This window comes from Nocardia sp. CDC159 (assembly GCF_023740735.1).
GTDB lineage: Bacteria > Actinomycetota > Actinomycetes > Mycobacteriales > Mycobacteriaceae > Nocardia > Nocardia pulmonis.
In genome coordinates, this window is sequence record NZ_JAMRXH010000011.1 from 167,617 (window position 1) to 187,863 (window position 20,247).

A 20,247-nucleotide genomic window follows, 5' to 3' on the forward strand; every position below is an offset into this window, starting at 1 on the left:
GCTCCGGCCCCGGATACGCGCGGGTCACAGATCGAGGAAGCGGACGTCCTTGGCGTTGCGGGTGATGAAGCTGCGCCGTGCCTCGACGTCCTCACCCATGAGAATGCTGAACAGCTCGTCGGCCGCGGCCGCGTCGTCCAGGGTGACCAGCCGCAGCAGGCGGGTCGAGGGGTCCATGGTGGTCTCCCACAGCTCCTTCGGGTTCATCTCGCCCAGACCCTTGTAGCGCTGCACGCCGTCGTCCTTGTTGATCTTCTTACCGGCGGCGAGGCCCCGCTCCATCAGCGCGTCGCGCTCGCGGTCGGAATAGGCGAACTCCGGATCGCTGCGCTGCCACTTGAGCTTGTACAGCGGCGGGCACGACAGGTACACGTGGCCGTGCTCGACCAGCGGGCGCATGAAGCGGAACAGCAGCGTGAGCAGCAGGGTGGTGATGTGCTGGCCGTCGACGTCGGCGTCGGCCATCAGAATGATCTTGTGGTACCGCAGCTTCGCGATGTCGAACTCGTCGTGGATGCCGGTGCCGAACGCGGTGATGATCGACTGGACCTCGTTGTTCTTGAGGACCCTGTCGATGCGCGCCTTCTCGACGTTGATGATCTTGCCTCGAATCGGCAGGATCGCCTGGTACATCGAGTCGCGGCCGGATTTGGCCGAGCCACCGGCGGAGTCGCCCTCGACGATATAGATCTCGGACCTGGCCGGATCCTTCGAACGGCAGTCGGCCAGCTTGCCCGGCAGGCCGCCGAGATCGGTCGCGCTCTTGCGCCGCACCAGTTCGCGCGCCTTGCGCGCGGCGATGCGGGCCTGCGCCGAGGAGACGGCCTTCTGCACGATGGTCTTCGCATCGGCCGGATTGGCCTCGAACCAGTGCGCCAGATGTTCGTTGCAGGTGCGCTGCACGAACGACTTGACCTCGGTATTGCCCAGCTTGGTCTTGGTCTGGCCCTCGAACTGCGGATCGGCGATCTTCACGCTCACGATGGCGGTGAGGCCCTCGCGGATGTCGTCACCGGTGAGGTTGCCGTCCTTCTCCTTGAGCAGCTTCTTGTCCTTGGCGTACTTGTTCACCACGGTGGTGAGCGCCGCGCGGAAGCCCTCCTCGTGGGTGCCGCCCTCGTGAGTGTTGATGGTGTTGGCGAAGGTGTGGACCGATTCGGAGTAGCCCGAATTCCACTGCATCGCGACCTCGACCTCGTGACCGGTGCCCTTGCCGGTGAAGGACACGATCGAGTTGTGGATCGACTGCTTGGTGCGGTTGATGTGCTTGACGAAATCCTCGAGGCCGCCCGGGTAGTGGTAGGTCCGGGTCTTGACCTTGTGCTCGACCGGTGCGGCGATATCGGCCTTGGGCGCCTCGGCGGTCTCGCTGACCACCTCGTCGGTGATCTCGGAGTCGCTGACGCGCTGATCGGTCAGGGTGATGGTCAGGCCCTTGTTGAGGAAGGCCATCTCCTGCAGACGGCGGGCCACGGTCTCGAAATTGAAGGTCGTGGTCTCGAAGATGTCCGGATCCGGCCAGAACCTGATGGTGGTACCGGTGCGCTTGGTCGCCTCGCCCTGGATCAGCTTGCCGGGCTTGGCGTCCTTGTACTCCTGCGTCCAGTGGTAGCCGCCGTAATCCACATCGGCCTCGAGGCGGGTGGACAGCGCGTTCACCACCGAAATGCCGACGCCGTGCAGACCGCCGGAGACGGCATAGGCATCGGAGTCGAACTTGCCGCCCGCGTGCAGCTGGGTCATGACCACCTCGATGGTGGGGATGCCCTGGGCGTGCATGCTGGTCGGAATGCCGCGGCCGTCGTCGACGACCTCTACGCCGCCGTCAGCCAGCAAGGTGACGTCCACGCGCGTGGCGTATCCCGCCATCGCCTCGTCGACCGAGTTGTCGACGACCTCCCAGATCAAGTGGTGCAGACCGCGCTCACCGGTGGAACCGATGTACATACCGGGACGCTTGCGCACCGCCTCGAGCCCCTCGAGCACGGTGATGGATTCAGCACCGTAATTCTGATTGCCCGCTTTAGCATCGGACGAGCCGCTTGCGTTGGAGTCGTTGGCAGCCACTGCTCGGTAGCTCTCCTTACTTGCTGATCCCTCGGCACAGCGCGTACAGCACACACATGGGACCCCGGTCGGTAGGCTCGAGATGACGAACTGCTCGAGAATTACGGGTCCTCGCACGGGCTGCGCGAAACGCGCCGAAGGTATCGCCGCTAGTTACTCCCCCATCCTACTGGTACACCCGGCTCAGGATGCACCTATGACACCCCTGAGAGCGCCGTGAGTGCGTGAAATCGGTCGCTGCCGACACCGGTTGTAGGTTTCCTGGCTCTCGGAAGCCTCAGCGGCCCGCTGGGTGCTCCATCAAGATTTCGTGCCGAGGCGTTTGCTCGGGTTCCACGTGAAACGGAAATCAGCCGTACGTATCGCGCGGTCCGCGACCCTTGATATGCCGCTCGCCCTTGCGCCAGCTCGGCGCGGCGGGACCGCTGATCTTCAGCTGGGTCACCACGCCCTGTCCCACCGCGGCGTTGATCTTCGCCAGCACCTGCGCCTGCAGCATCCGCAATTGTGTTGCCCAGGCGGTGGATTCGGCCTGGATGCTCAGCACCCCGTCGGTCAGCGAGACGGGCGTGGCATGCGCGGCGATGTCCTCCCCGACGACACTGGCCCAGCGCCCGAACACCATCCCCTCGGCCACCTTGCCCGACCAGCCCCGGTTCTTGGCCAGCGCCCCCGCGAGCGTGGACAGCAACTGCGGATCGCGCTCATCGGGCCGCGCCCCCGACCAGCCCCGCCGCCGCAGCGCCCGCACCCCGCCCTTACGCGGCGAGGCCCGCCCCTGCCCCACGGCCTTCCCACTGGCCTTCGCCGCCGCCCGGGCCTCCTCCAACGCCCGGCGAGCCAGATCGATCCCCCGCAACTCGGGCTCGGGCCCCGCGGCACCGGAACCGTCGGCCTCGTGACCGGCACCGTCCGCCACCACAACCTCCCGCCTCGAGCCGATGAACGCTGCCCGACAGGCTAGCCGCTGGCAACCGCAACACCGAACCGACGCGACCGGCGTCACGCGGCTCAGTTGTGACATGAGCCGACCGCAAGGGAATTCGGTGTCTTACGGCTCCCCGGGCTCCGCGGTCGCGGCGGCGAGGAGGTGGGAGGTGCGGTTGTCGGACTCGCCGGTGGTTTCGATGCGCAGGGGGTTGGCCTCGAGTTCCGGGGGGACGTCCTCGGGGACCGCGGCGGTGATGAGGACCTGTTCGGCGGCGGTGGCCACCGCGGCCAGGGCGCTGCGGCGGCGGCGGTCGAGTTCGGCGAAGACGTCGTCCAGGATCAGGACGGGGTCGGTGCCGATACCGCGCAGCAGTTCGAAGGCGGCCAGGCGCAGGGCCAGGGCGAACGACCACGATTCGCCGTGGCTGGCAAAGCCTTTCGCGGGGGCCGAGCCGAGCACCAGGTCCAGATCGTCGCGGTGCGGGCCGACCAGGCAGACGCCGCGTTCGAGCTCCTTGGGGCGGGCTGTGGACAACTCGCGCAGCAGGATCGCTTCCAGTACCTCGGCGTCATCCGGCTCGGGGGCGCGGTCGGGGTCGAGGAATTCCGGTGGGAGATAACCGCTTCGGTACCGAATGGTGGCCGTGCGCGACTCCGGGGCGATGGAGCGATAGGCCTGTTCCAGGTAGGGGCGCAGTTCGTGCACCAGCCGCAGCCGCTGGGCCAGCAGTTGGGCGCCGTGGGTGGCCAGATGGCCGTCCCAGACGTCGAGGGTGCTCAGCTCCGCGGCCGAGCCCGAGCGCGAACGCGCCTGCCGCCCCGCGGTTTTCAACAGGGCGGAGCGCTGGCGCAGCACGCGGTCGTAGTCCGAGCGCACCCCGGCCAGCCTGGGCAGGCGGGCTGTGCACAACTCGTCGAGGAAGCGGCGCCGCTCCGACGGGTCGCCGCGCACCAGCGCCAGATCCTCCGGTGCGAACAGCACCGTCTGCAGAATGCCCAGGATCTCGCGCGGCCGCCGCACCGGCGACCGGTTGATCTGCGCGCGATTGGCCGAGCCCTGATTCAACTCGATATCGATCCGCAGTTCCCGACCGGAGTTCACCACGGTCGCACCGATCCGGGCCCGCTGCGCACCCATGCGGATCAGCGGCGCGTCCGCGGACACCCGGTGCGAGCCGAGGGTGGACAGATAGCCGACGGCCTCCACCAGATTGGTCTTACCATTGCCGTTGGAGCCCAGGAAAAGGGTTCGGCCCGGGGACAATTCGAGGTCGGCCTGGGACCAGGAGCGAAAGTCCCGCAGGGTCAGCGCCCGCACGTACACCGCTCAGTCCACCGCCTCCGCTGTTGACGCTGTGGAGAACTCGGGCAGGGGGCGCGAAACCGCCACGCGCCCAAGGTTCTTCACAGAGTTATCAACATTGTTCACAGAAATCGCAGCGGATCAGCCCGGCAGGCGGACCGGCATGAGCAGGTAGATGTAGTCGCTCTCCAGCGCGGAATACGCACCGGATTCCGTGGCCGCGGGCTCCTCCGCACCGGTCGGGCACATGACGGCCGGTCGGCTGGGCGTGGTGAAACCGAAGGTCACCCGGTCCGAATGCAGCGCCGACAGGCCGTCGTTGAGGTAGCCGGGGTTGAAGGCGATGGTCAGCGGCTCGCCGCGGAAGTCGGCCTCCAGCCACTCCTCGGCGCGCCCCGCGTCGTCGCCGCCCGCGGACAGCTGCAGGCCCTGTTCGGAGAATTCCAGCCGCACCTGGGCGCCCCGCTCGGCGACCAGGGCCACGCGCTTGATGGCCTCGATCAGCGCGCTCACCTGCAGGGTCGCGATGGAAGTGTGCTCCTTGGGGAGCAGCTGGCGGAACTTGGGGAATTCGGCGTCCAGCAGGCGCGTGGTGGTGCGGCGGCCGCCGTTGACGATGCCGAGCAGACCGTCGGTGCCGGTGCCGAAGGCCAGCTGCACGGGCGCGTCCGAGGGGCCCAGGGTCTTAGCGGCCTCGGAGAGGGTGCGGGCCGGGACCAGCACGGCCGTCTCCACATCGTCGCGCCCCGGCTGCCATTCCAGATGCCGAATGGCCAGGCGGAATCGGTCGGTGGCCGCGAGCACCACCTTGGATCCCTCGATCTCGACCCGGATGCCGGTGAGCATCGGCAGCGTGTCGTCGCGGCCCGCGGCGACAGCCACCTGACCGACCGCGGCGGAGAACAGATCCACGCCCAATTCGCCGGTCTGCGGCGGCAATTCGGGCAGCTGGGGATAGTCCTCGACCGGCATGGTCGGCAGCGAGAACTTCGCGCTGCCACAGGCGATCAGTACGCGGGTGCCGTCGACGGAGACATCGACGGGCTTGTTGGACAACGCCTTGGTGATATCGGCCAGCAGGCGACCGGAGACCAGCACCTGCCCCGGCCCGGCGACCTCCGCGGCCACTCGCATCTGCGCGGAGACCTCGTAGTCGAAGCCGGAGACCGTCAGCCCGTCCTCGTCGGCCACCAGCAGCACGCCGCCGAGCACCGGCACCGGCGGACGCGACGGCAGGCTGCGAGCCACCCAGGCGACGGATTCGGCGAAATCCTCGCGAGCGACCCGAAACTTCATGCTTTCCATCGCCCGGTTGTCCTCTCCCAAGTCTCGATCGGTCGTGATCCGTTTCGGCTCAGCGCCGGCTCATACAGGGGGTGCTGGATCGGCCGCCCCCGCATCGCAGTGTGGCACAGGCGACCGACACCAAACCGTACCCGCGTGCGCGAATGATCACCACGCCGCCCCTCCGGATGCGTGTCGGCGCACTCGGTCTCCTCGATGCCGCATTGCCGGGAGTGAGTCGGCGCCATCCGGGTAGTCCCGTCCCGAGCCGAGTTTCCACACACCCTGTCTTCAAGAGAATTCTTCTAGAAGAAGAACTGAAGCAGTAGTAGGCACTGTGGATTCTGTGGACGCCGGCCGAATCCGCTGCTCGCGGCGCGTGCCGCCATGGGGATGTCCGGCGGGTGACTCGAGGATGAACGGCGGGGCGCTGTGGAGGTTACGAATCTGTTCAACCCCTGTCCTCGAGCCATCCTCGAGTTCTTCCATGCCGATACCCCGGTTGTGCACATATGTGCGCAAGAGCGGGGACAACTCGAGGATTCCTCGAGGACCTGACAGGGACTCCTCGAGGAATCCACAACCCTGCACAGCCATTCGGGCAGTTCAGGGCCCGTGGATGAACGAACCTGTGCGAACTGTGTACTACCGGGTGTGAGTGGGGGCGTCAACGGGCCTGTACCCCAACTGTGGGTAAACCGGTGGAGAACGCCGGGATTCCTCGAGGACTCCACAGGTATTCCTCGAGGACTCCACAACACGAAAAAGCCGATCCACCCAGGTCATTCGGGTGGATCGGCTTGTGGACGGCGATCAGCGGGAGCGCTGTTTGATTCGGGCTGTGAGTTCTTGAACCTGGTCGTACACCCGGCGCCGCTCGGTCATCTCCTTGCGGACCTTCTTCTCGGCGTACATCACCGTGGTGTGGTCGCGGCCGAACGCCTGGCCGATCTTCGGCAGCGACAGATCGGTGAGCTCGCGGCACAGATACATCGCGATCTGCCGCGCCTGCGCCAGCGGCCGCGCCTTGCCCGGACCGGTCAGTTCCTCGAGCGTGGTGTTGAAGTACTCCGCGGTCACCGCCATGATCGTCGACGCGGTGATCTCGATCGTGGTGGTGTCGGGCATCAGATCCCGCAGCACCACCTCGGCCAGCGACAGATCCAGCGGCTGGCCGTTGAGCGAGGCGAAGGCGGTCACGCGGATCAGCGCGCCCTCCAGCTCCCGGATATTGCGCTCGACCCGGCTGGCGATCAGTTCCAGCACGTCGTGCGGTACATCGAGTCGATCCATCCGCGCCTTCTTGCGCAGGATCGCGATACGGGTCTCGAGCTCGGGCGGCTGCACATCGGTGATCAGGCCCCACTCGAACCGGGTGCGCAGCCGTTCCTCGAGGGTGGCCAGCTGCTTGGGCGGCCGGTCCGAGGAGACCACGATCTGCTTGTTCGCGTTGTGCAGTGTGTTGAAGGTGTGGAAGAACTCCTCCTGGATGCCTTCCTTACCCTCGATGAACTGGATGTCGTCGACCAGCAGGATGTCGGTCTCGCGGTAGCGGCGCTTGAACGCCACCTTGCGGTCGTCGCGCAGGCTGTTGATGAAGTCGTTGGTGAATTCCTCGGTCGAGACGTATTTCACGCGCATGCCCGGAAACAGCCGCTGGGCGTAGTGACCGGCCGCGTGCAGCAGATGGGTCTTGCCCAAACCCGAAGCGCCCCACACGAACAGCGGGTTGTAGGCGCGGGCAGGCGCCTCGGCGATCGCGACCGCGGCCGCGTGCGCGAACCGGTTGGACGCGCCGATGACGAATGTCTCGAAGGTGTATTTGGAGTTCAGGCTCGCCGAGGAGGTGGCGGGGGCGGTGGCCGTCGGCTCGGGCGACTTGGTGAAGTAGGTGGGCCAGGAATTGCGGACGCTCACGACCGGTTCGTCGTCGGCGGGCTCGTCTCCGCCCGGGCGGCGCGCGGGGGCCTCGGCCTCGGCCGCGAACAGCGATTCCTGACCGGGCGGAGTGGCCCCGGAGCGGGCCGGGGGTAGGTCCAGCTCGCGGTGTGGCGGTGTGGGCTGTTCCACGACGGGCATCTCCGGCAATTCTCCGGCCACCGGTGTGGCGGAGAACTCACCCTGGGGATAGTCGGCCCGGCTCGGATAGTCGGCTGGGGAAAGATAGCGCGGCGGTGCGTATTCGGCGGCCGGTGCGTACTCCGGCGCGGGGGCGTAGGCGACCGGTTCGCGCGGCGCCTCGCGCACCCGATCCGGCCGGGAGGTGAGCCGCGCGTGCCGCGGCGGACCGGCGGGACGATCGGCCGGCGGGGTGGTCGGAGCGGCGATTCGGACGCCCAGACCCTCGACCTGAGGGCCGAGTCGACGGGCCAGCGAGCGCAGGATCGGCTCGCGCAGATCCCGTTCGATCGCCTCCTGGGCGAGGGAGGAGGGTACCGAGAGCAGTGCGAAACCCTGGGCCACGGTCAGCGGTTTGACCAGGCCCAACCAGGCCTTTTGAGCATTGGTGACCGGCGGAATGGCGCCATCGGCGGAACCGGTTGTAAGCTCGGCCACCACCTCGGGCCAGACGGCGGTCAACACGTTCTGCTCGTCGTCCACGTACGTTTCCTCCCCGGAATAGGTCGATAGGAGCAGACGGTCTTCGACACCGCCCGCATCCCCCTTCAGCGCGGGCGCTCGGCTTGGCCGTCGGCCATACGAATATGCCACTCCAGGGGTCTTTCCACACAATTATCCACAGATGTGGAGAACCACAAGGATGTGACTCGCGCGCTGGGGAACCTGTTCTCGACGCGTGGACCTGCGGTTCTGCAGCTACCGCCTGGCTACGCGGCGGGTCGGTCGGCGTGTCGCACGCCAAGCCCAGTTCACAGGGACCCCGAGTTTGACCCCGCCGGGGGCGATCAGTACCCTCGTACAGTCACCCATTGACGCGGTGGCGGCTGCCTGCTGCCCGTGCCGCGATGGGCGCTGCGCCGGCGAGTCACTCGTCGCGCACACCAGTTTCACCGACAAGCTTCGAGCGCCGTCGGGCGCTCACCAACTCGAGGAGTGTTGACCGTGGCCAAGGGCAAGCGGACGTTCCAGCCGAACAACCGTCGTCGGGCGCGGGTCCACGGGTTCCGTCTCCGGATGCGGACCCGTGCGGGCCGCGCGATCGTGTCGGCGCGCCGTCGCAAGGGCCGCGCCTCGCTCACGGCCTGATCCTCCGGCACCGGGTTCGGCGTCATGCCTGATTCGCCGTTCGGTCCGCTGACCTCTGCCCGATACACGCTCGGACACTCGGGTGTTGCCTGAGCCGTATCGGCTGCATCATCGTGCCGATTTCTCCCGGACGGTGCGGCGCGGCCGGCGAGTCGGGAGGCGTGACCTCGTCGTGCACGTGCTGGTGGCGACCGAGACGGATGGGGACGGGCCGGTCCCGGCCGTTCGGATCGGTGGACCGCGCTTCGGATTGATCGTCAGCAAGGCGGTGGGCTCCGCGGTGATTCGTCATCGCGTGGCCCGCCGCCTGCGTCATATGTGCGGCCCGCTCATCGGTGAGTTACCCGAGGAGGCCGATGTTGTGATTCGCGCACTTCCCGGTGCGGCCCATGCCTCCTCCCCCGAGTTGGAGCGGCAGCTGCGTGGCGCGTTGCGCAAGCTCGTTCCGAATGTCACTGTCCCCGAGATGGATCCATCGGGATCGCTCGAGTCGGGCGGCACGTCATGAAGCCGACCCGGCTCCCGGCCAACGCGTTGATATTCCTCATCGAGCTGTACCGGACCTACGTCTCCCCCACCCGCATGCCGACCTGCCGGTTCACCCCCACCTGCAGTGAGTACGCGGTGACCGCGTTGCGCACCCGCGGCCTGTTCGTCGGCCTGGGATTGACGGTCGTACGCCTGGCCAAATGTGCCCCCTGGCACCCTGGTGGATGGGACCCCGTACCCCAGCGCGGGGCAGCCGCCGAACCGTCAGGTGACGAAGCGGCGGAACACAAGCCTTTGAAAGGGTCGCCGCCCGCGGTGACCGGCGATACGACGGACGGGAGTACATAGAGCCGTGCTCGATTTCATCTACTATCCGGTGTCCTGGATCTTGTGGTTCTGGCACCGGGTCTTCGGGTTCGCGCTGGGCAAGGACAATGGCCTTGCCTGGGCGCTGGCCGTGGTGTTCCTTGTCTTCACGCTGCGGTTGGTGCTCTACAAGCCGTTCGTGAAGCAGGTTCGCACCACCCGGCAGATGCAGGAGCTGCAGCCGCAGATCAAGGCCCTGCAGGCCAAGTACAAGAACGATCGCCAGAAAATGGCGCTCGAGATGCAGAAGCTGCAGAAGGAACACGGCTTCAACCCGCTCATGGGCTGTCTGCCGGTGCTGGCGCAGGTTCCGGTGTTCATCGGTCTGTATCACGTGTTGCGGTCGTTCAACCGAGTCGGCGGCGGTACGGCCGGATTCGGCGGCATGCATATGACGCCCGAGCAGAACGCCAATACCCCGAACTACGTCTTCAATGCCGAGGACGTGCAGTCGTTCCTGCGGGCGCGCATCTTCGGCGCCCCCATCTCCGGCGTGATCACCTCGCCCAGGGAACAGCTGGAGGCCTTCGCCAACTACGGCGGAATCCCGCACATCGGAAGCATGATCGCGGTCGCGGTTCCGCTGATGATCATCGCGGGCCTGGCGACCCACTTCAACGCCCGTGCCTCGATCGCGCGGCAGAGCGCGGAGGCGGCGGCCAATCCGCAGGCCGCGATCATGAACAAGATGGCACTGTGGGTGTTCCCGCTCGGCGTGATTGTCGGTGGCCCGTTCCTGCCGATCGCCATCCTCATCTACTGGGTGTCGAACAACATCTGGACCTACGGACAGCAGCATCTCGTCTTCGGTCGCATGGAGAAGGAAGAAGAGCAGAAAAAGGAAGAGGCCAAGCAGCGCCGCTCCACCAATGCGCCGAAGCCGGGCGCCAAGCCGGTCGATCCGAAGAAGAAGCCGGTCGATGCCCCTGTCGTCGATGCCGAGCCGACCACGCCGTCCACCAACGGCACGCCGAAGTCCTCGGGTAAGGCGACCGCCTCCTCGGGCAAATCGTCCGGGCAGGGCAATCGCAAACGATCCGGCAATCGAGGCCGCCCCAATCAGAAGCGACGTCGCTAGCCGAGGCGACGATGCAGATTGAAGGAAACGACAATGACTGTTGAGACCGATGAAGGGGACGCCACTGTGGCGACGACGATCGAGGAGACCGAGCGGGACACGTCCGGCGACGAGGTGAGCGACACCGAGGAGGCGCTCATCGAGGAGGGTGAGATCGCCGGTGACTACCTCGAGCAGCTGCTCGATGTGCTCGACTTCGACGGCGATATCGACCTCGACGTCGAGGGCGACCGCGCGGTGGTGAGCATCGATGGCGGCCGCGATCTGTCGAAGCTGGTGGGTCGTCGCGGTGAGGTGCTGGACGCGCTGCAGGAGCTGACCCGGCTGGCCGTCCAGCAGGCGACCGGGGTGCGCAGTCGGCTCATGCTCGATGTCGCGGGCTGGCGGGCCAAGCGTCGGGCGGAGCTGAGCTCGCTCGGCACCGAGACCGCGCGGCGCGTGCTGGACTCGGGTAAGCCGGAGGCGCTGTCGCCGATGACCCCGTTCGAGCGCAAGATCGTGCACGATGCCGTGGCGGCCGTCGACGGCGTCACGAGTGAGAGCGAGGGCGTGGAGCCGAATCGGCACGTGGTCGTGCTGCCGGGCTGATCGTCCATTCCAAAGTGATTGCGGGGCCCCCGGTTTCTTCGAACCGGGGGCCTACGCTTGTCCGGGGATTGTCGCAACGGATGAACCCTGGACGCCGTCGAACTCTCCGAATCCGGAAGGATGTTTCACGTGGAACGAGGCACCGGTGTGACGAACTCTGAGCACTCCCCCGAGCCCGTCGACGCGGTGGCCGCGGTCGAGCCACCGTCCGTCGCCGCGCGGGTATTCGGCGAGCGGCTCGCGCTGGCGGAGCGCTATCACGCCGTGTTGGCCACGGTCGGGGTGGAGCGCGGACTGATTGGGCCGCGCGAGGTGCCCCGGCTCTGGGAGCGTCACATTCTCAACTGCGCGGTGGTGGGCGAGCTGATCCCCTCCGGGGCGACCGTGGTCGACATCGGCAGCGGTGCGGGACTGCCCGGCATCCCGCTCGCCATCGCACGTCCCGATCTGCGCATCACCCTGGTCGAGCCGCTGCTGCGCCGAACGATCTTCCTGGCCGAGTTCATCGAGGCGGCCGGTCTCGAGGTGACTGTCGTTCGCGGCCGGGCCGAGCAGCCGGAGGTCCGTAAGGAGGCGGGTGGCGCGGATGTGGTGACCTCCCGCGCGGTGGCCCCGCTCGGTAAGTTGGCGAAGTGGTCACTGCCGCTCGTACACGAGCACGGCCGGATGCTCGCCCTCAAGGGATCCAGCGCCGCCGAGGAATTGGAGCGCGATCGGATCGATCTGTCGCGGGCTGGTGGTGGCAATGCGGAGGTCGTGGAGTGCGGCGTCGGCATCGTGTCGCCGCCCACGGTCGTACTGAGCGTCGAGCGCCTGCCGCGTTCGGAACGGCCGCACCGGAAGTCCATTCGTCGTCCTCGGAAGGACTGACGGCGCTCTCGGCTTTGGGTGTGTTTCATGTGAAACATGATGCGGAGGCTCGTTCCGGCATGTTTCACATGAAACCGAACCCCGCTCTGCGATCCGTTCGCTCTGACGGTTCCGGCCTCTCCCCCTTCCGATGATTGCTGCTGCCAAGCTGATCGGCCCGGTTTGTCGACGCGCGCTCGACTGGCGCGCCCCTCCCCTCGTACGCGCGATTGCGTGAGCCGGCCAGATCTTCGTTGCCGGATATCCGTCCTGCCTGCCGCGTCCACCAACCGTCGTCTCGCGGCCGCGCCCCTCGAGGCCGGTCCCGGTTTCATGTGAAACATCGATCGAAACCTGTGTTTCGACCGTTTCTGCGCGTGTCGCAGAAGGATTGCAGCGGTTCAACTTCCGTATCGTGTCGAGTACTGGCAAGCTAGGTGTCGTCGAGCGTGAGCGCAGATTTGCGGTGCCCGACAGGCTCGCCAGGAAGCAACCGCGCTCCGCTTTGCTCGAGCCTTGCGGCGCTGAAGCTGCCTGGGCACGTGTCTGAAGTTCTCGGGTTAGGAGCCTGTATGTCGAACGGTCGCGCGAATGTTTCACGGGAAACAACGTCGCGGGTACCCGGAATGCTGGACGGTAGCGCCGATTTGGACGAGTTCGGACGCACCCCGTTCGGGAACATCTCTGCTGCCGAGACACCCATAGCCGCGGAGGCGCAGCGTGCCAGTCAGGTGCTGCATCCCGGTTCCATGTCGATTCCCAAGCCGCGTGAACAGCGGATCATCACCATCGCCAACCAGAAAGGCGGGGTCGGGAAGACCACGACCGCGGTGAATCTGGCCGCCGCCCTTGCCCTGCAGGGCATGACGGTGCTCGTCATCGATCTCGACCCGCAGGGCAACGCCAGCACCGCGCTCGGCGTCGAACATCACTCGGGTGTGCCGTCCAGCTATGAACTGCTCATCGGGGAGATCTCGGTGCAGGACGCGATTCAGCAGAGCCCGCACAATGAGCGACTGCTGTGCATCCCCGCGACCATCGATCTGGCCGGTGCCGAGATCGAACTCGTCTCCATGGTGGCCCGCGAGGGACGGCTCAAGGCCGCCATCCAGGAGGCGAATATCGCGGGCTATGACATCGATTACGTGATGATCGACTGCCCGCCCTCGCTGGGCCTGCTGACCGTGAACGCCTTGGTGGCCGCCAAGGAGGTGCTGATCCCCATTCAGTGCGAGTACTACGCGCTGGAGGGCGTGGGCCAGCTGCTCCGCAATATCGGCCTGGTGCAGGCGCATCTCAATCCGGAACTACATGTCTCGACCGTCGTCCTCACCATGTACGACGGCCGGACCAAGCTGGCCGATCAGGTCGCCGAGGAAGTGCGCGGGCACTTCGGCGATGTGGTGTTGCGATCGGTGATTCCGCGCAGTGTGAAGGTGTCCGAGGCGCCGGGCTACGGGATGACCGTGCTCGACTACGATCCGGGCTCGCGCGGTGCGATGAGCTATCTGGATGCCGGTCGGGAGATCGCGGCCCGGTCCGCGCCGACGGCGCGTGCGGCGAGTGGTGTGAACGAGGAAAGGGGTCGGTAGGCCGATGAGTCAGGCGAAAAAGGGTGGACTAGGGCGCGGGCTGGCCGCGCTGATCCCGACCGGGCCGACCGAGGTGCAGGGGCTCGGCAGCGCGGCCGCGAATGCCGTCATCGGGCTCGACCCGATCGGTCCGCATCCGGCGTCGGCGTATCTGCACCGCGTCCCGGATCCGGAGGCGGAATCCGATGCCGGTGCGGTCTACCGGGAAATCCCGCCGGATCAGATCGTGCCGAATCCGAAGCAGCCGCGTAACACCTTCGATCCGGAGCCGCTGGACGAACTGGTCCACTCCATCCGCGAATTCGGCCTCATGCAGCCGATCGTGGTTCGCCAACTCGAGTCCTCCCCCACCCCGCGCTATCAGCTCGTCATGGGCGAGCGCCGGTGGCGGGCCAGCCAGGAGGCGGGCCTGCCCGCCATTCCGGCGATCGTGCGTGAGACCGACGATTCGGCCATGCTGCGCGATGCCCTCCTGGAGAACATCCACCGGGTGCAGCTCAACCCGCTGGAGGAGGCGGCGGCCTATCAGCAACTGCTGGAGGAGTTCGACGTCACCCACGAGGAGCTTGCCGCGCGGATCGGCCGGTCCCGACCGGTCGTCACGAATATGATCCGGCTGCTGAAGCTGCCGGTCGAGGTGCAGCGCCGGGTGGCGGCGGGCGTGCTGTCCGCTGGTCACGCGCGGGCGCTGCTCGGTCTGGAGGCCGGTGCGGAGGCACAGGTGAAGCTGGCGGCACGCATTGTCGCCGAGGGGCTTTCGGTGCGTGCCACCGAGGAGGCCGTCACGCTGGCCAACAAATATCCGGAGGACGAGCCGCAGGCGCCGAAGCCGGCCGAGCGCAAGCCGATCGAGGCTCCCGGCATCAAGCGGCTGGCCGACCGCCTGGCGGACTCGTTCGATACCCGGGTCGCCATCAGTATGGGTAAGAAGAAGGGCAAGATCGTCATCGAATTCGGCGATCCGGCAGACTTGGAACGGATTGTCACCTTGATGGACCCACATCGGTAGGTCCGCGGGTGGTGGCGGCCGAAAATGGCCGCTGCACGCCCGTGACTACCACCCTGGCGCCGAATCGTCACTGTGACGGTGCCGGGTCTGTGATCCTGAAGAACAGCAGATGGGAAATGAGGCGGTTCGCGTTGATCGCTTATTCTTGCTGGCGAGCAGATTTTGATGCGGCGTGAGTGTGGACGAATCGGACAGCTGGAGGCTGAGCAGAGCGGTGTCGACCAGCGTGACCGCACTTACCCTCGGCGGGTTGGACAAACTCCCCGTCCACGCCCGCAGATGCGTGTTCTGGGAGATCGACCCCGCCGTGGCGGAGGACTCTCGCGAATTCAGCGATCCGGTCTTCGAGAAGGAGGCATGGCTGTCCACGGTCATGCTCGAATGGGGATCGTGCGGCCAGATCGCGACGGTCAATGATCAGCCCGTCGGCTGCGCGTTGTATGCCCCGCCCAGTGCCGTGCCGCGTGCTGCCCTCTTTCCCACCTCCCCGGTGAGCCCGGACGCGGTCCTGCTGACCACGCTGCGGACCGAATTTCCGTATCAGGACACCGACATTGGCAACCGGCTGATCCAGGCCGTGGTCGCGGATCTGGTGCGCCGCGGCGTGCGGGCGATCGAGGCGTTCGGCATCCGTCAGGACCCCTCGGCCACGGTGCTGCCGACGCGTGCGGTGAGCTCGATGATGCTCATGGAGCGGATCGATACCCCCGCCTTCGGCCTGCCCTCGGCGGGCGGTACGGCGTCGCGACGGGGTTCGGATTCCTGCTCTCCGGAGAGCTGCATGATCGATGCGGACTTCCTGGAGGACGTCGGATTCAAGGTGGTGGCCGCGCATCAGCGCTTCCCGCGGCTGCGGCTCGAGCTCGACAGCGATCACCTGTGGAAAGAGGATGTGGAGCGGGCGCTGGACCAGCTGTTGGCAGCCGCGTCGATGACGACGCCCACGCGAGTGGGATCGTTCTGACCGGAAAATAGCGGTGGGCCAGACGGAATCGTCTGGCCCACAAGCTTTTCGAACTACATGCGGTCGGCCGCGGCCAACTCCTCGGCGAGCAGCTCCGCGAAAGTGTATGTGCCCGTGGGCTGATCGTCCTGGCCGAGCAGATACAGCCGCTTCACCGAGATGAGGATGGCCTCGGCGATGACGTCGCGCATGCGCGGGTTGGTCAGTACCGAGGCGTCGTAATCGTTTGTGAGATAGCCGATGTCGACCTGCACGGTCGGCATCTTGGTGAGCCGCAACAGATCCCAGGTGCGGGCGTGGGTTCGGCAGTCCTGCAATGAGGTTCGGGCCACGATCTCGCGCTGGATGAAGCCCGCCAGCACCTGACCGATCATCGAGACCGAACCGTGCGAATTGCCGAAATGGAAACCGGCGACACCGCTGGCCAGCGGACTCGGATTGGTCGCGCAGCGCAGCGAGATCATCAGATCCGCATCGAAGGTGTTGGAGGTCTCCGCCCGCTCGGCATCGGTGGGATTGGCGCCCCACGGCCGGGACAGGAAGGTCTCCATACCGGTCGCCGCCATCCGGCCCTCGAGGCGGCTGGCCAGATCCCACAGGATCTCCGATTCGTACACATCACCGAATTCGGTGGGCACGGCATAACCCTTGTCGGGACCACCCAGACCCGGATCGATGACGATGCGCTTACCGGTCAGCTGCGGCCCGGCCCGGTGCACGACCTCCTCTTCGGCGATCCGATGCGGATTGCCGCCGGTGACGCGTGCGCCCAGCTGTTCCAGGGCGCGCAGCGTATCCGGACCGCAGATACCGTCGGAGGACAGGCCGATCTCACGCTGGAACGCGGTCAGCGCCTCGTGGGTGTGCGGGCCGAAGTAGCCATCGACGCGGTGCACGTAATAACCCAGATCCTGCAGGCGACGCTGCAGGGTGGCCACGTCGTCGCCGTACAGCGGCGCCGACAGCTGATAGATCAGGGTGCGAGCGCCCAGCCGGTAGGACGCCTCCTTGAGGGCCCGATAGGTGGCGGGGCCGACGACGCCATCGACGAGCAGTCCGCGATGCTGCTGGAAGGCGCGTACGGCCGAATCGAGGTCGTGGTCGAAGACCGCCTCGGAATCCTTCCAGTACTCGCCGTTCGGAGAGGCGTCGGAATCGGCGCCGTTCGGGCGCATGTGCAGGAACCCGAGACTTGCCAGGGTGCTCCGAACCTCAGCGACGGCTGGACCGGTATCGCCGTGACGAAGTCGGTGCATGCGTGAGAGCCCTTTCCTTCCGCCAACCCGGGTACCCACTCATGCGACGGTTCACACCCTCGCACGACCGGAGCGTCGGTCGATTGTCTCAGACCCGGACCGAATTTCGGCAATTCCCCGAGTCCGCAGCATCGTACTCGGCGCCGAAATACTACCCATCCCCCGTCACCATGCGGGGCCGAAGGCTACAGCTGAGACTTAAGCAACGGCCCCGACTCCGGCGAGAATTCACCGAGCGGTGGTCAGATGACACCCTCCAGTTCGCGCAGCAGCGCGGCCTTGCCCTTGGCGCCGACGATCCGCTTGGCCTCCTCGCCCCCGGAGAACAGGATCATCGTGGGCAGGGCCATGACGCCGTAGTCGCGCGCGGTGACCGGGTTGGCGTCCGCGTCGAGCTTGGCGATCGTCAGCTTGTCGCCGTAGGCGGCAGCGAGTTCGTCCAGCACCGGCGCGACCATCTTGCACGGGCCGCACCAGTCCGCCCAGAAATCGACGAGAACCGGTTTGTCGCTGGCCAATACGTCCTGGGCGAAGGTGGCGTCGGTCACGGTCTTCGTGGCCTTGTCGGACATGGTCGAACTCCTCGATCAGTTGGCGGTGACTTCCACCGGTTTACCGGCGTGGTCCAGGGTGTTGCGGGTGATGTCGCCCTGTTCGGCGAGCCAGCGCTCGGCGTCGATAGCCGCCCGGCAGCCGGTACCCGCGGCGGTGATGGCCTGGCGGTAGGTGTGGTCGACCAGATCGCCCGCGGCGAAGACGCCCTCGACCGAGGTGGCGGTCGTCGGATCCTTGACCAGCACATAGCCCTCGCCGTCGAGATCGACCTGGCCGCGCACCAATTCGCTGCGCGGGTCGTGGCCGATGGCGACGAACAGGCCGGTGGCGGCGAGTTCGGAGGTTTCGCCAGTGGTGGTGTCGCGCAGGGTCAGGCCGGTGACGCCGGTTTCGCCGTGCACCTCGACGACCTCGGCATTGGTGATGAAGCGGATCTTCTCGTTGGCCTTGGCCCGCTCCAACATGATGCGCGAGGCGCGGAATTCCTCGCGGCGGTGCACGATGGTCACGCTCGCGGCGAATTTGGTGAGGAAGGTGGCCTCCTCCATGGCCGAGTCGCCGCCGCCCACGACCACGATGTCCTGGCCCTTGAAGAAGAAGCCGTCACAGGTCGCGCAGGCGCTCACACCGCGGCCGAGCAGGCGCTGCTCGCCCGGCACGTTCAGATAGCGGGCGGCCGAGCCCATGGCCAGGATGACGGCCCGGGCCCGATGGGTTTCGCCGCCGACGGTCACCGACTTGATCGGTCCGGACAGGTCGATTTCCTCGACGTCCTCGGTGCGGATATCGGCACCGAAACGCTTGGCCTGCTCGCGCATCTCCTCCATGAGATCGGGGCCCATGATGCCGTCGCGGAAGCCCGGGAAGTTCTCCACCTCGGTCGTGGTCATCAGCGCGCCACCGAACTGGGTGCCCTCGAACAGCAGCGGCTCGAGTTCGGCCCGGGCGGCGTAGATGCCGGCGGTATAGCCCGCGGGGCCGGAGCCGACGATGATCAGATCGCGAACAGGCGTACTCATGGGGCCCTTCCGAGGGAGTCGTCAACTGGCGTGTGGGTCAACAACAGGGTAAACGCTGTTGTTCCCCCGGCCGTGGGCTCGGTCGGGCCGTGGGCCCGTCAGCTGCTGCCGATGTCCTTCAGCGTCAGCTTGTTCGGGTGCTCGGGGGTGCAGTCGGCGCCGACCACGAGGACGGTGATCTTGGGTGGCTGCGGACCGGTGAGCAGCACCAGCACGGCGGGCTGCCCGCGATAGTTGATGTTCATCGAGCCGAGCACCTCGCGCTTGGGCACGATCGCGGCCACACAGGCGCCCAGTGCGCCCGGGACGGACAGCGGACCGCTCACATCCTTGCGGCCCATCGCGGCGAGGATGGTCCCCATGGGCAGATCGTCGTCGGAGCCGATCGTGGGGGTGGGGCTGGGCGGCAGTGCCGTGGGCGGCGCGTCCCGCTCGCGCAGGGCGTCGACGGCGACCAGGGAGCTGGTGAGGATCGCGACGGCCGCGGCCGCGGCGGTGATCCAGCGCAGTCGACGGGAGCGACGCCGCTCGAGCGGTGTCGGCTCGGTGGGCTCGGGCTGCTCGACCACCGGCATGGGGCGGGTGGTCGGCGGGGCGCCGGATTCGGGATCGGCGGGGCGGGGGCCGACCGGAAGCCGGTGCACGGTGGCCACATGTTCCTCGGGGGCCCGACCCTGGGACAGATCGTCCAGCAGCCGGTCGAGGCGGGCACTGACGTGGGTGGGGATCGGGTGGTAGACGCGGGAGTCGTTGGCGAGCATACGGAGTTCGCCGCGGACCTCGTCCAGGTCACACAGGAAGCTCAGCGCCTGTGGGTCCTCCCGGACCTGCGGCCAGAGCTGTGCGGACAGTTCGGGTGCCAGATTGTCGGCGTGCAGGTCGGCGAGCAGGTCGGTCGAGAAGGGAGGTCGCGGCACGGAGCGGGCTGCCATGGCACCTCCTCCCGAATCCTCTTCGCCACCCCGCCCCCCGGGCGGGCGTCGCCGTGCGGTGGCTTCGCCCTTGTCGTCCATCGCCTCTCCGGGGTCGGGCCTCACATGGTTGGTACCCGCGAGTGTTTTCGTCCGTCTCTAGTAATGACGCATCTCGATTACATCCGGTTCCCGGGGTTCCGCAGGAATCGCAGCTCCTGCTGCAGACGCTTGCGGCCACGGGCGCACCGACTCTTGATCGTCCCCTCGGCGACGCCCAGCAACTGCGCCGCCTCCGCTACCGTATACCCCTCCATGTCGATCGCAACCAGAGCGGCACGCTGATCGTCGGGCAGCGTGAACAGCGCGGCGTCCACCACCATCGACATCTCGCGCTGTGCGATATCGTCGCGCTCGGCCGCGGGCTCGGAGATCGACTCGTCCGACAGTGACACGCTGGCACGAGACTTGTTGCGACGGATGCGATCCAGGCACGCGTTCACCACGATGCGGTGCAGCCAGCTGCGGACCTCGGCCTCACCGCGAAAGCCGCCCGCGTTGCGGTGCGCGGACAGCAGGGCGTCCTGTAACGAGTCGGCGGCGTCCTCGGCGGTATAGGACGTGCGCAGGGCGACCTGCCACAGATGGTCGTAGTGTCGGCGGAACAGCACCGCGAAGGCATTCGGATTGCCCGTGACATGGGCATCCAGCAATTGCCGGTCGGTGGCCTCGCCGAGCTCGAACGAGCGGCGCCGGACAGTGGGCGACTCGGAGGACCCC

The 20,247-nt window shown here is 66.9% G+C and carries 19 protein-coding genes; 9 read left to right on the forward strand and 10 right to left on the reverse strand.

Annotated features, from left to right (window positions below; all coding sequences use genetic code 11):
• Positions 1 to 24: 24 nt before the first annotated feature.
• The 5 genes from gyrB to dnaA form a co-directional block, all read right to left on the reverse strand.
• Positions 25 to 2,067 (reverse strand): DNA topoisomerase (ATP-hydrolyzing) subunit B, encoded by a 2,043-nt coding sequence (gene gyrB, locus NDR87_RS23775; protein WP_251915507.1) that lies wholly within the window; start codon positions 2,065 to 2,067, stop codon positions 25 to 27.
• Between the two features lie 349 nt (positions 2,068 to 2,416).
• Positions 2,417 to 2,986 carry a DUF721 family protein gene (locus NDR87_RS23780; protein WP_308212141.1) on the reverse strand — a complete coding sequence of 190 codons (570 nt, stop codon included), beginning with the start codon at positions 2,984 to 2,986 and terminating at the stop codon, positions 2,417 to 2,419.
• A 132-nt stretch (positions 2,987 to 3,118) separates the two neighbouring features.
• The gene (gene recF, locus NDR87_RS23785) at positions 3,119 to 4,321 is read right to left on the reverse strand and encodes a DNA replication/repair protein RecF (RefSeq protein WP_251915509.1); all 1,203 of its coding nucleotides are present in this window, start codon (positions 4,319 to 4,321) and stop codon (positions 3,119 to 3,121) included.
• A 120-nt stretch (positions 4,322 to 4,441) separates the two neighbouring features.
• The gene (gene dnaN / locus NDR87_RS23790; protein WP_251915512.1) at positions 4,442 to 5,596 is read right to left on the reverse strand and encodes a DNA polymerase III subunit beta; all 1,155 of its coding nucleotides are present in this window, start codon (positions 5,594 to 5,596) and stop codon (positions 4,442 to 4,444) included.
• Positions 5,597 to 6,397: 801 nt separating this feature from the next.
• On the reverse strand, positions 6,398 to 8,185 hold the full coding sequence (gene dnaA / locus NDR87_RS23795) for a chromosomal replication initiator protein DnaA (RefSeq protein WP_251915514.1): 1,788 nt from the start codon (positions 8,183 to 8,185) through the stop codon (positions 6,398 to 6,400).
• 462 nt (positions 8,186 to 8,647) lie between these two features.
• Between dnaA and rpmH the strand changes: the two genes are divergently transcribed.
• The 9 genes from rpmH to NDR87_RS23840 all read left to right on the forward strand — a co-directional run bounded on the left by rpmH (position 8,648) and on the right by NDR87_RS23840 (position 15,726).
• On the forward strand, positions 8,648 to 8,791 hold the full coding sequence (gene rpmH / locus NDR87_RS23800; RefSeq protein ID WP_006550910.1) for a 50S ribosomal protein L34: 144 nt from the start codon (positions 8,648 to 8,650) through the stop codon (positions 8,789 to 8,791).
• A gap of 82 nt (positions 8,792 to 8,873) precedes the next feature.
• Positions 8,874 to 9,299: a ribonuclease P protein component gene (rnpA, locus tag NDR87_RS23805; protein WP_251915516.1), complete on the forward strand. Its 426-nt coding sequence runs from the start codon at positions 8,874 to 8,876 to the stop codon at positions 9,297 to 9,299.
• Positions 9,296 to 9,628 carry a membrane protein insertion efficiency factor YidD gene (gene yidD, locus NDR87_RS23810; RefSeq protein WP_251915518.1) on the forward strand — a complete coding sequence of 111 codons (333 nt, stop codon included), beginning with the start codon at positions 9,296 to 9,298 and terminating at the stop codon, positions 9,626 to 9,628. The genes rnpA and yidD overlap by 4 nt, the downstream gene beginning before the upstream one ends.
• Before the next feature lie 4 nt (positions 9,629 to 9,632).
• Positions 9,633 to 10,724 carry a membrane protein insertase YidC gene (gene yidC, locus NDR87_RS23815; protein WP_251915520.1) on the forward strand — a complete coding sequence of 364 codons (1,092 nt, stop codon included), beginning with the start codon at positions 9,633 to 9,635 and terminating at the stop codon, positions 10,722 to 10,724.
• A gap of 33 nt (positions 10,725 to 10,757) precedes the next feature.
• Positions 10,758 to 11,312 carry a protein jag gene (locus NDR87_RS23820; protein WP_251915522.1) on the forward strand — a complete coding sequence of 185 codons (555 nt, stop codon included), beginning with the start codon at positions 10,758 to 10,760 and terminating at the stop codon, positions 11,310 to 11,312.
• A gap of 120 nt (positions 11,313 to 11,432) precedes the next feature.
• The gene (gene rsmG, locus NDR87_RS23825) at positions 11,433 to 12,182 is read left to right on the forward strand and encodes a 16S rRNA (guanine(527)-N(7))-methyltransferase RsmG (RefSeq protein ID WP_372494278.1); all 750 of its coding nucleotides are present in this window, start codon (positions 11,433 to 11,435) and stop codon (positions 12,180 to 12,182) included.
• A 605-nt stretch (positions 12,183 to 12,787) separates the two neighbouring features.
• Positions 12,788 to 13,753 (forward strand): ParA family protein, encoded by a 966-nt coding sequence (locus NDR87_RS23830; protein ID WP_251915524.1) that lies wholly within the window; start codon positions 12,788 to 12,790, stop codon positions 13,751 to 13,753.
• A 4-nt stretch (positions 13,754 to 13,757) separates the two neighbouring features.
• Entirely contained in the window at positions 13,758 to 14,762 is a 1,005-nt protein-coding gene (locus NDR87_RS23835; protein WP_251915527.1) for a ParB/RepB/Spo0J family partition protein, read from the forward strand.
• A 214-nt stretch (positions 14,763 to 14,976) separates the two neighbouring features.
• Positions 14,977 to 15,726 (forward strand): GNAT family N-acetyltransferase, encoded by a 750-nt coding sequence (locus tag NDR87_RS23840; protein WP_251915529.1) that lies wholly within the window; start codon positions 14,977 to 14,979, stop codon positions 15,724 to 15,726.
• A 53-nt stretch (positions 15,727 to 15,779) separates the two neighbouring features.
• Here NDR87_RS23840 and NDR87_RS23845 read toward each other — a convergent pair whose 3' ends face one another.
• From NDR87_RS23845 to sigM, 5 genes are all read right to left on the reverse strand, one after another.
• A complete protein-coding gene (locus NDR87_RS23845; protein ID WP_251915531.1) occupies positions 15,780 to 16,982 on the reverse strand; it encodes an N-acetylmuramoyl-L-alanine amidase in 1,203 nt (400 codons plus the stop codon).
• 242 nt (positions 16,983 to 17,224) lie between these two features.
• Positions 17,225 to 17,554 (reverse strand): thioredoxin, encoded by a 330-nt coding sequence (gene trxA / locus NDR87_RS23850; RefSeq protein ID WP_251915533.1) that lies wholly within the window; start codon positions 17,552 to 17,554, stop codon positions 17,225 to 17,227.
• Positions 17,555 to 17,569: 15 nt separating this feature from the next.
• The gene (gene trxB, locus NDR87_RS23855; protein WP_251915535.1) at positions 17,570 to 18,556 is read right to left on the reverse strand and encodes a thioredoxin-disulfide reductase; all 987 of its coding nucleotides are present in this window, start codon (positions 18,554 to 18,556) and stop codon (positions 17,570 to 17,572) included.
• Between the two features lie 98 nt (positions 18,557 to 18,654).
• Positions 18,655 to 19,488 carry a hypothetical protein gene (locus tag NDR87_RS23860; protein ID WP_251915537.1) on the reverse strand — a complete coding sequence of 278 codons (834 nt, stop codon included), beginning with the start codon at positions 19,486 to 19,488 and terminating at the stop codon, positions 18,655 to 18,657.
• A gap of 158 nt (positions 19,489 to 19,646) precedes the next feature.
• Positions 19,647 to 20,180 (reverse strand): RNA polymerase sigma factor SigM, encoded by a 534-nt coding sequence (gene sigM / locus NDR87_RS23865; RefSeq protein ID WP_251915683.1) that lies wholly within the window; start codon positions 20,178 to 20,180, stop codon positions 19,647 to 19,649.
• Positions 20,181 to 20,247: the final 67 nt, after the last annotated feature.

What these genes read in the sequence shown, in the direction of transcription:
- rsmG (WP_372494278.1), top strand. Translation starts at nt 11,433, where the DNA reads ATGTTTCACGTGGAACGAGGCACCGGTGTGACGAACTCTGAGCACTCC.
- NDR87_RS23830 (WP_251915524.1), top strand. Translation starts at nt 12,788, where the DNA reads ATGCTGGACGGTAGCGCCGATTTGGACGAGTTCGGACGCACCCCGTTC.
- yidD (WP_251915518.1), top strand. Translation starts at nt 9,296, where the DNA reads ATGAAGCCGACCCGGCTCCCGGCCAACGCGTTGATATTCCTCATCGAG.
- NDR87_RS23860 (WP_251915537.1), bottom strand. Translation starts at nt 19,488, where the DNA reads ATGGCAGCCCGCTCCGTGCCGCGACCTCCCTTCTCGACCGACCTGCTC.
- trxA (WP_251915533.1), bottom strand. Translation starts at nt 17,554, where the DNA reads ATGTCCGACAAGGCCACGAAGACCGTGACCGACGCCACCTTCGCCCAG.
- NDR87_RS23820 (WP_251915522.1), top strand. Translation starts at nt 10,758, where the DNA reads ATGACTGTTGAGACCGATGAAGGGGACGCCACTGTGGCGACGACGATC.
- NDR87_RS23835 (WP_251915527.1), top strand. Translation starts at nt 13,758, where the DNA reads ATGAGTCAGGCGAAAAAGGGTGGACTAGGGCGCGGGCTGGCCGCGCTG.
- NDR87_RS23845 (WP_251915531.1), bottom strand. Translation starts at nt 16,982, where the DNA reads ATGCACCGACTTCGTCACGGCGATACCGGTCCAGCCGTCGCTGAGGTT.
- dnaN (WP_251915512.1), bottom strand. Translation starts at nt 5,596, where the DNA reads ATGAAGTTTCGGGTCGCTCGCGAGGATTTCGCCGAATCCGTCGCCTGG.
- trxB (WP_251915535.1), bottom strand. Translation starts at nt 18,556, where the DNA reads ATGAGTACGCCTGTTCGCGATCTGATCATCGTCGGCTCCGGCCCCGCG.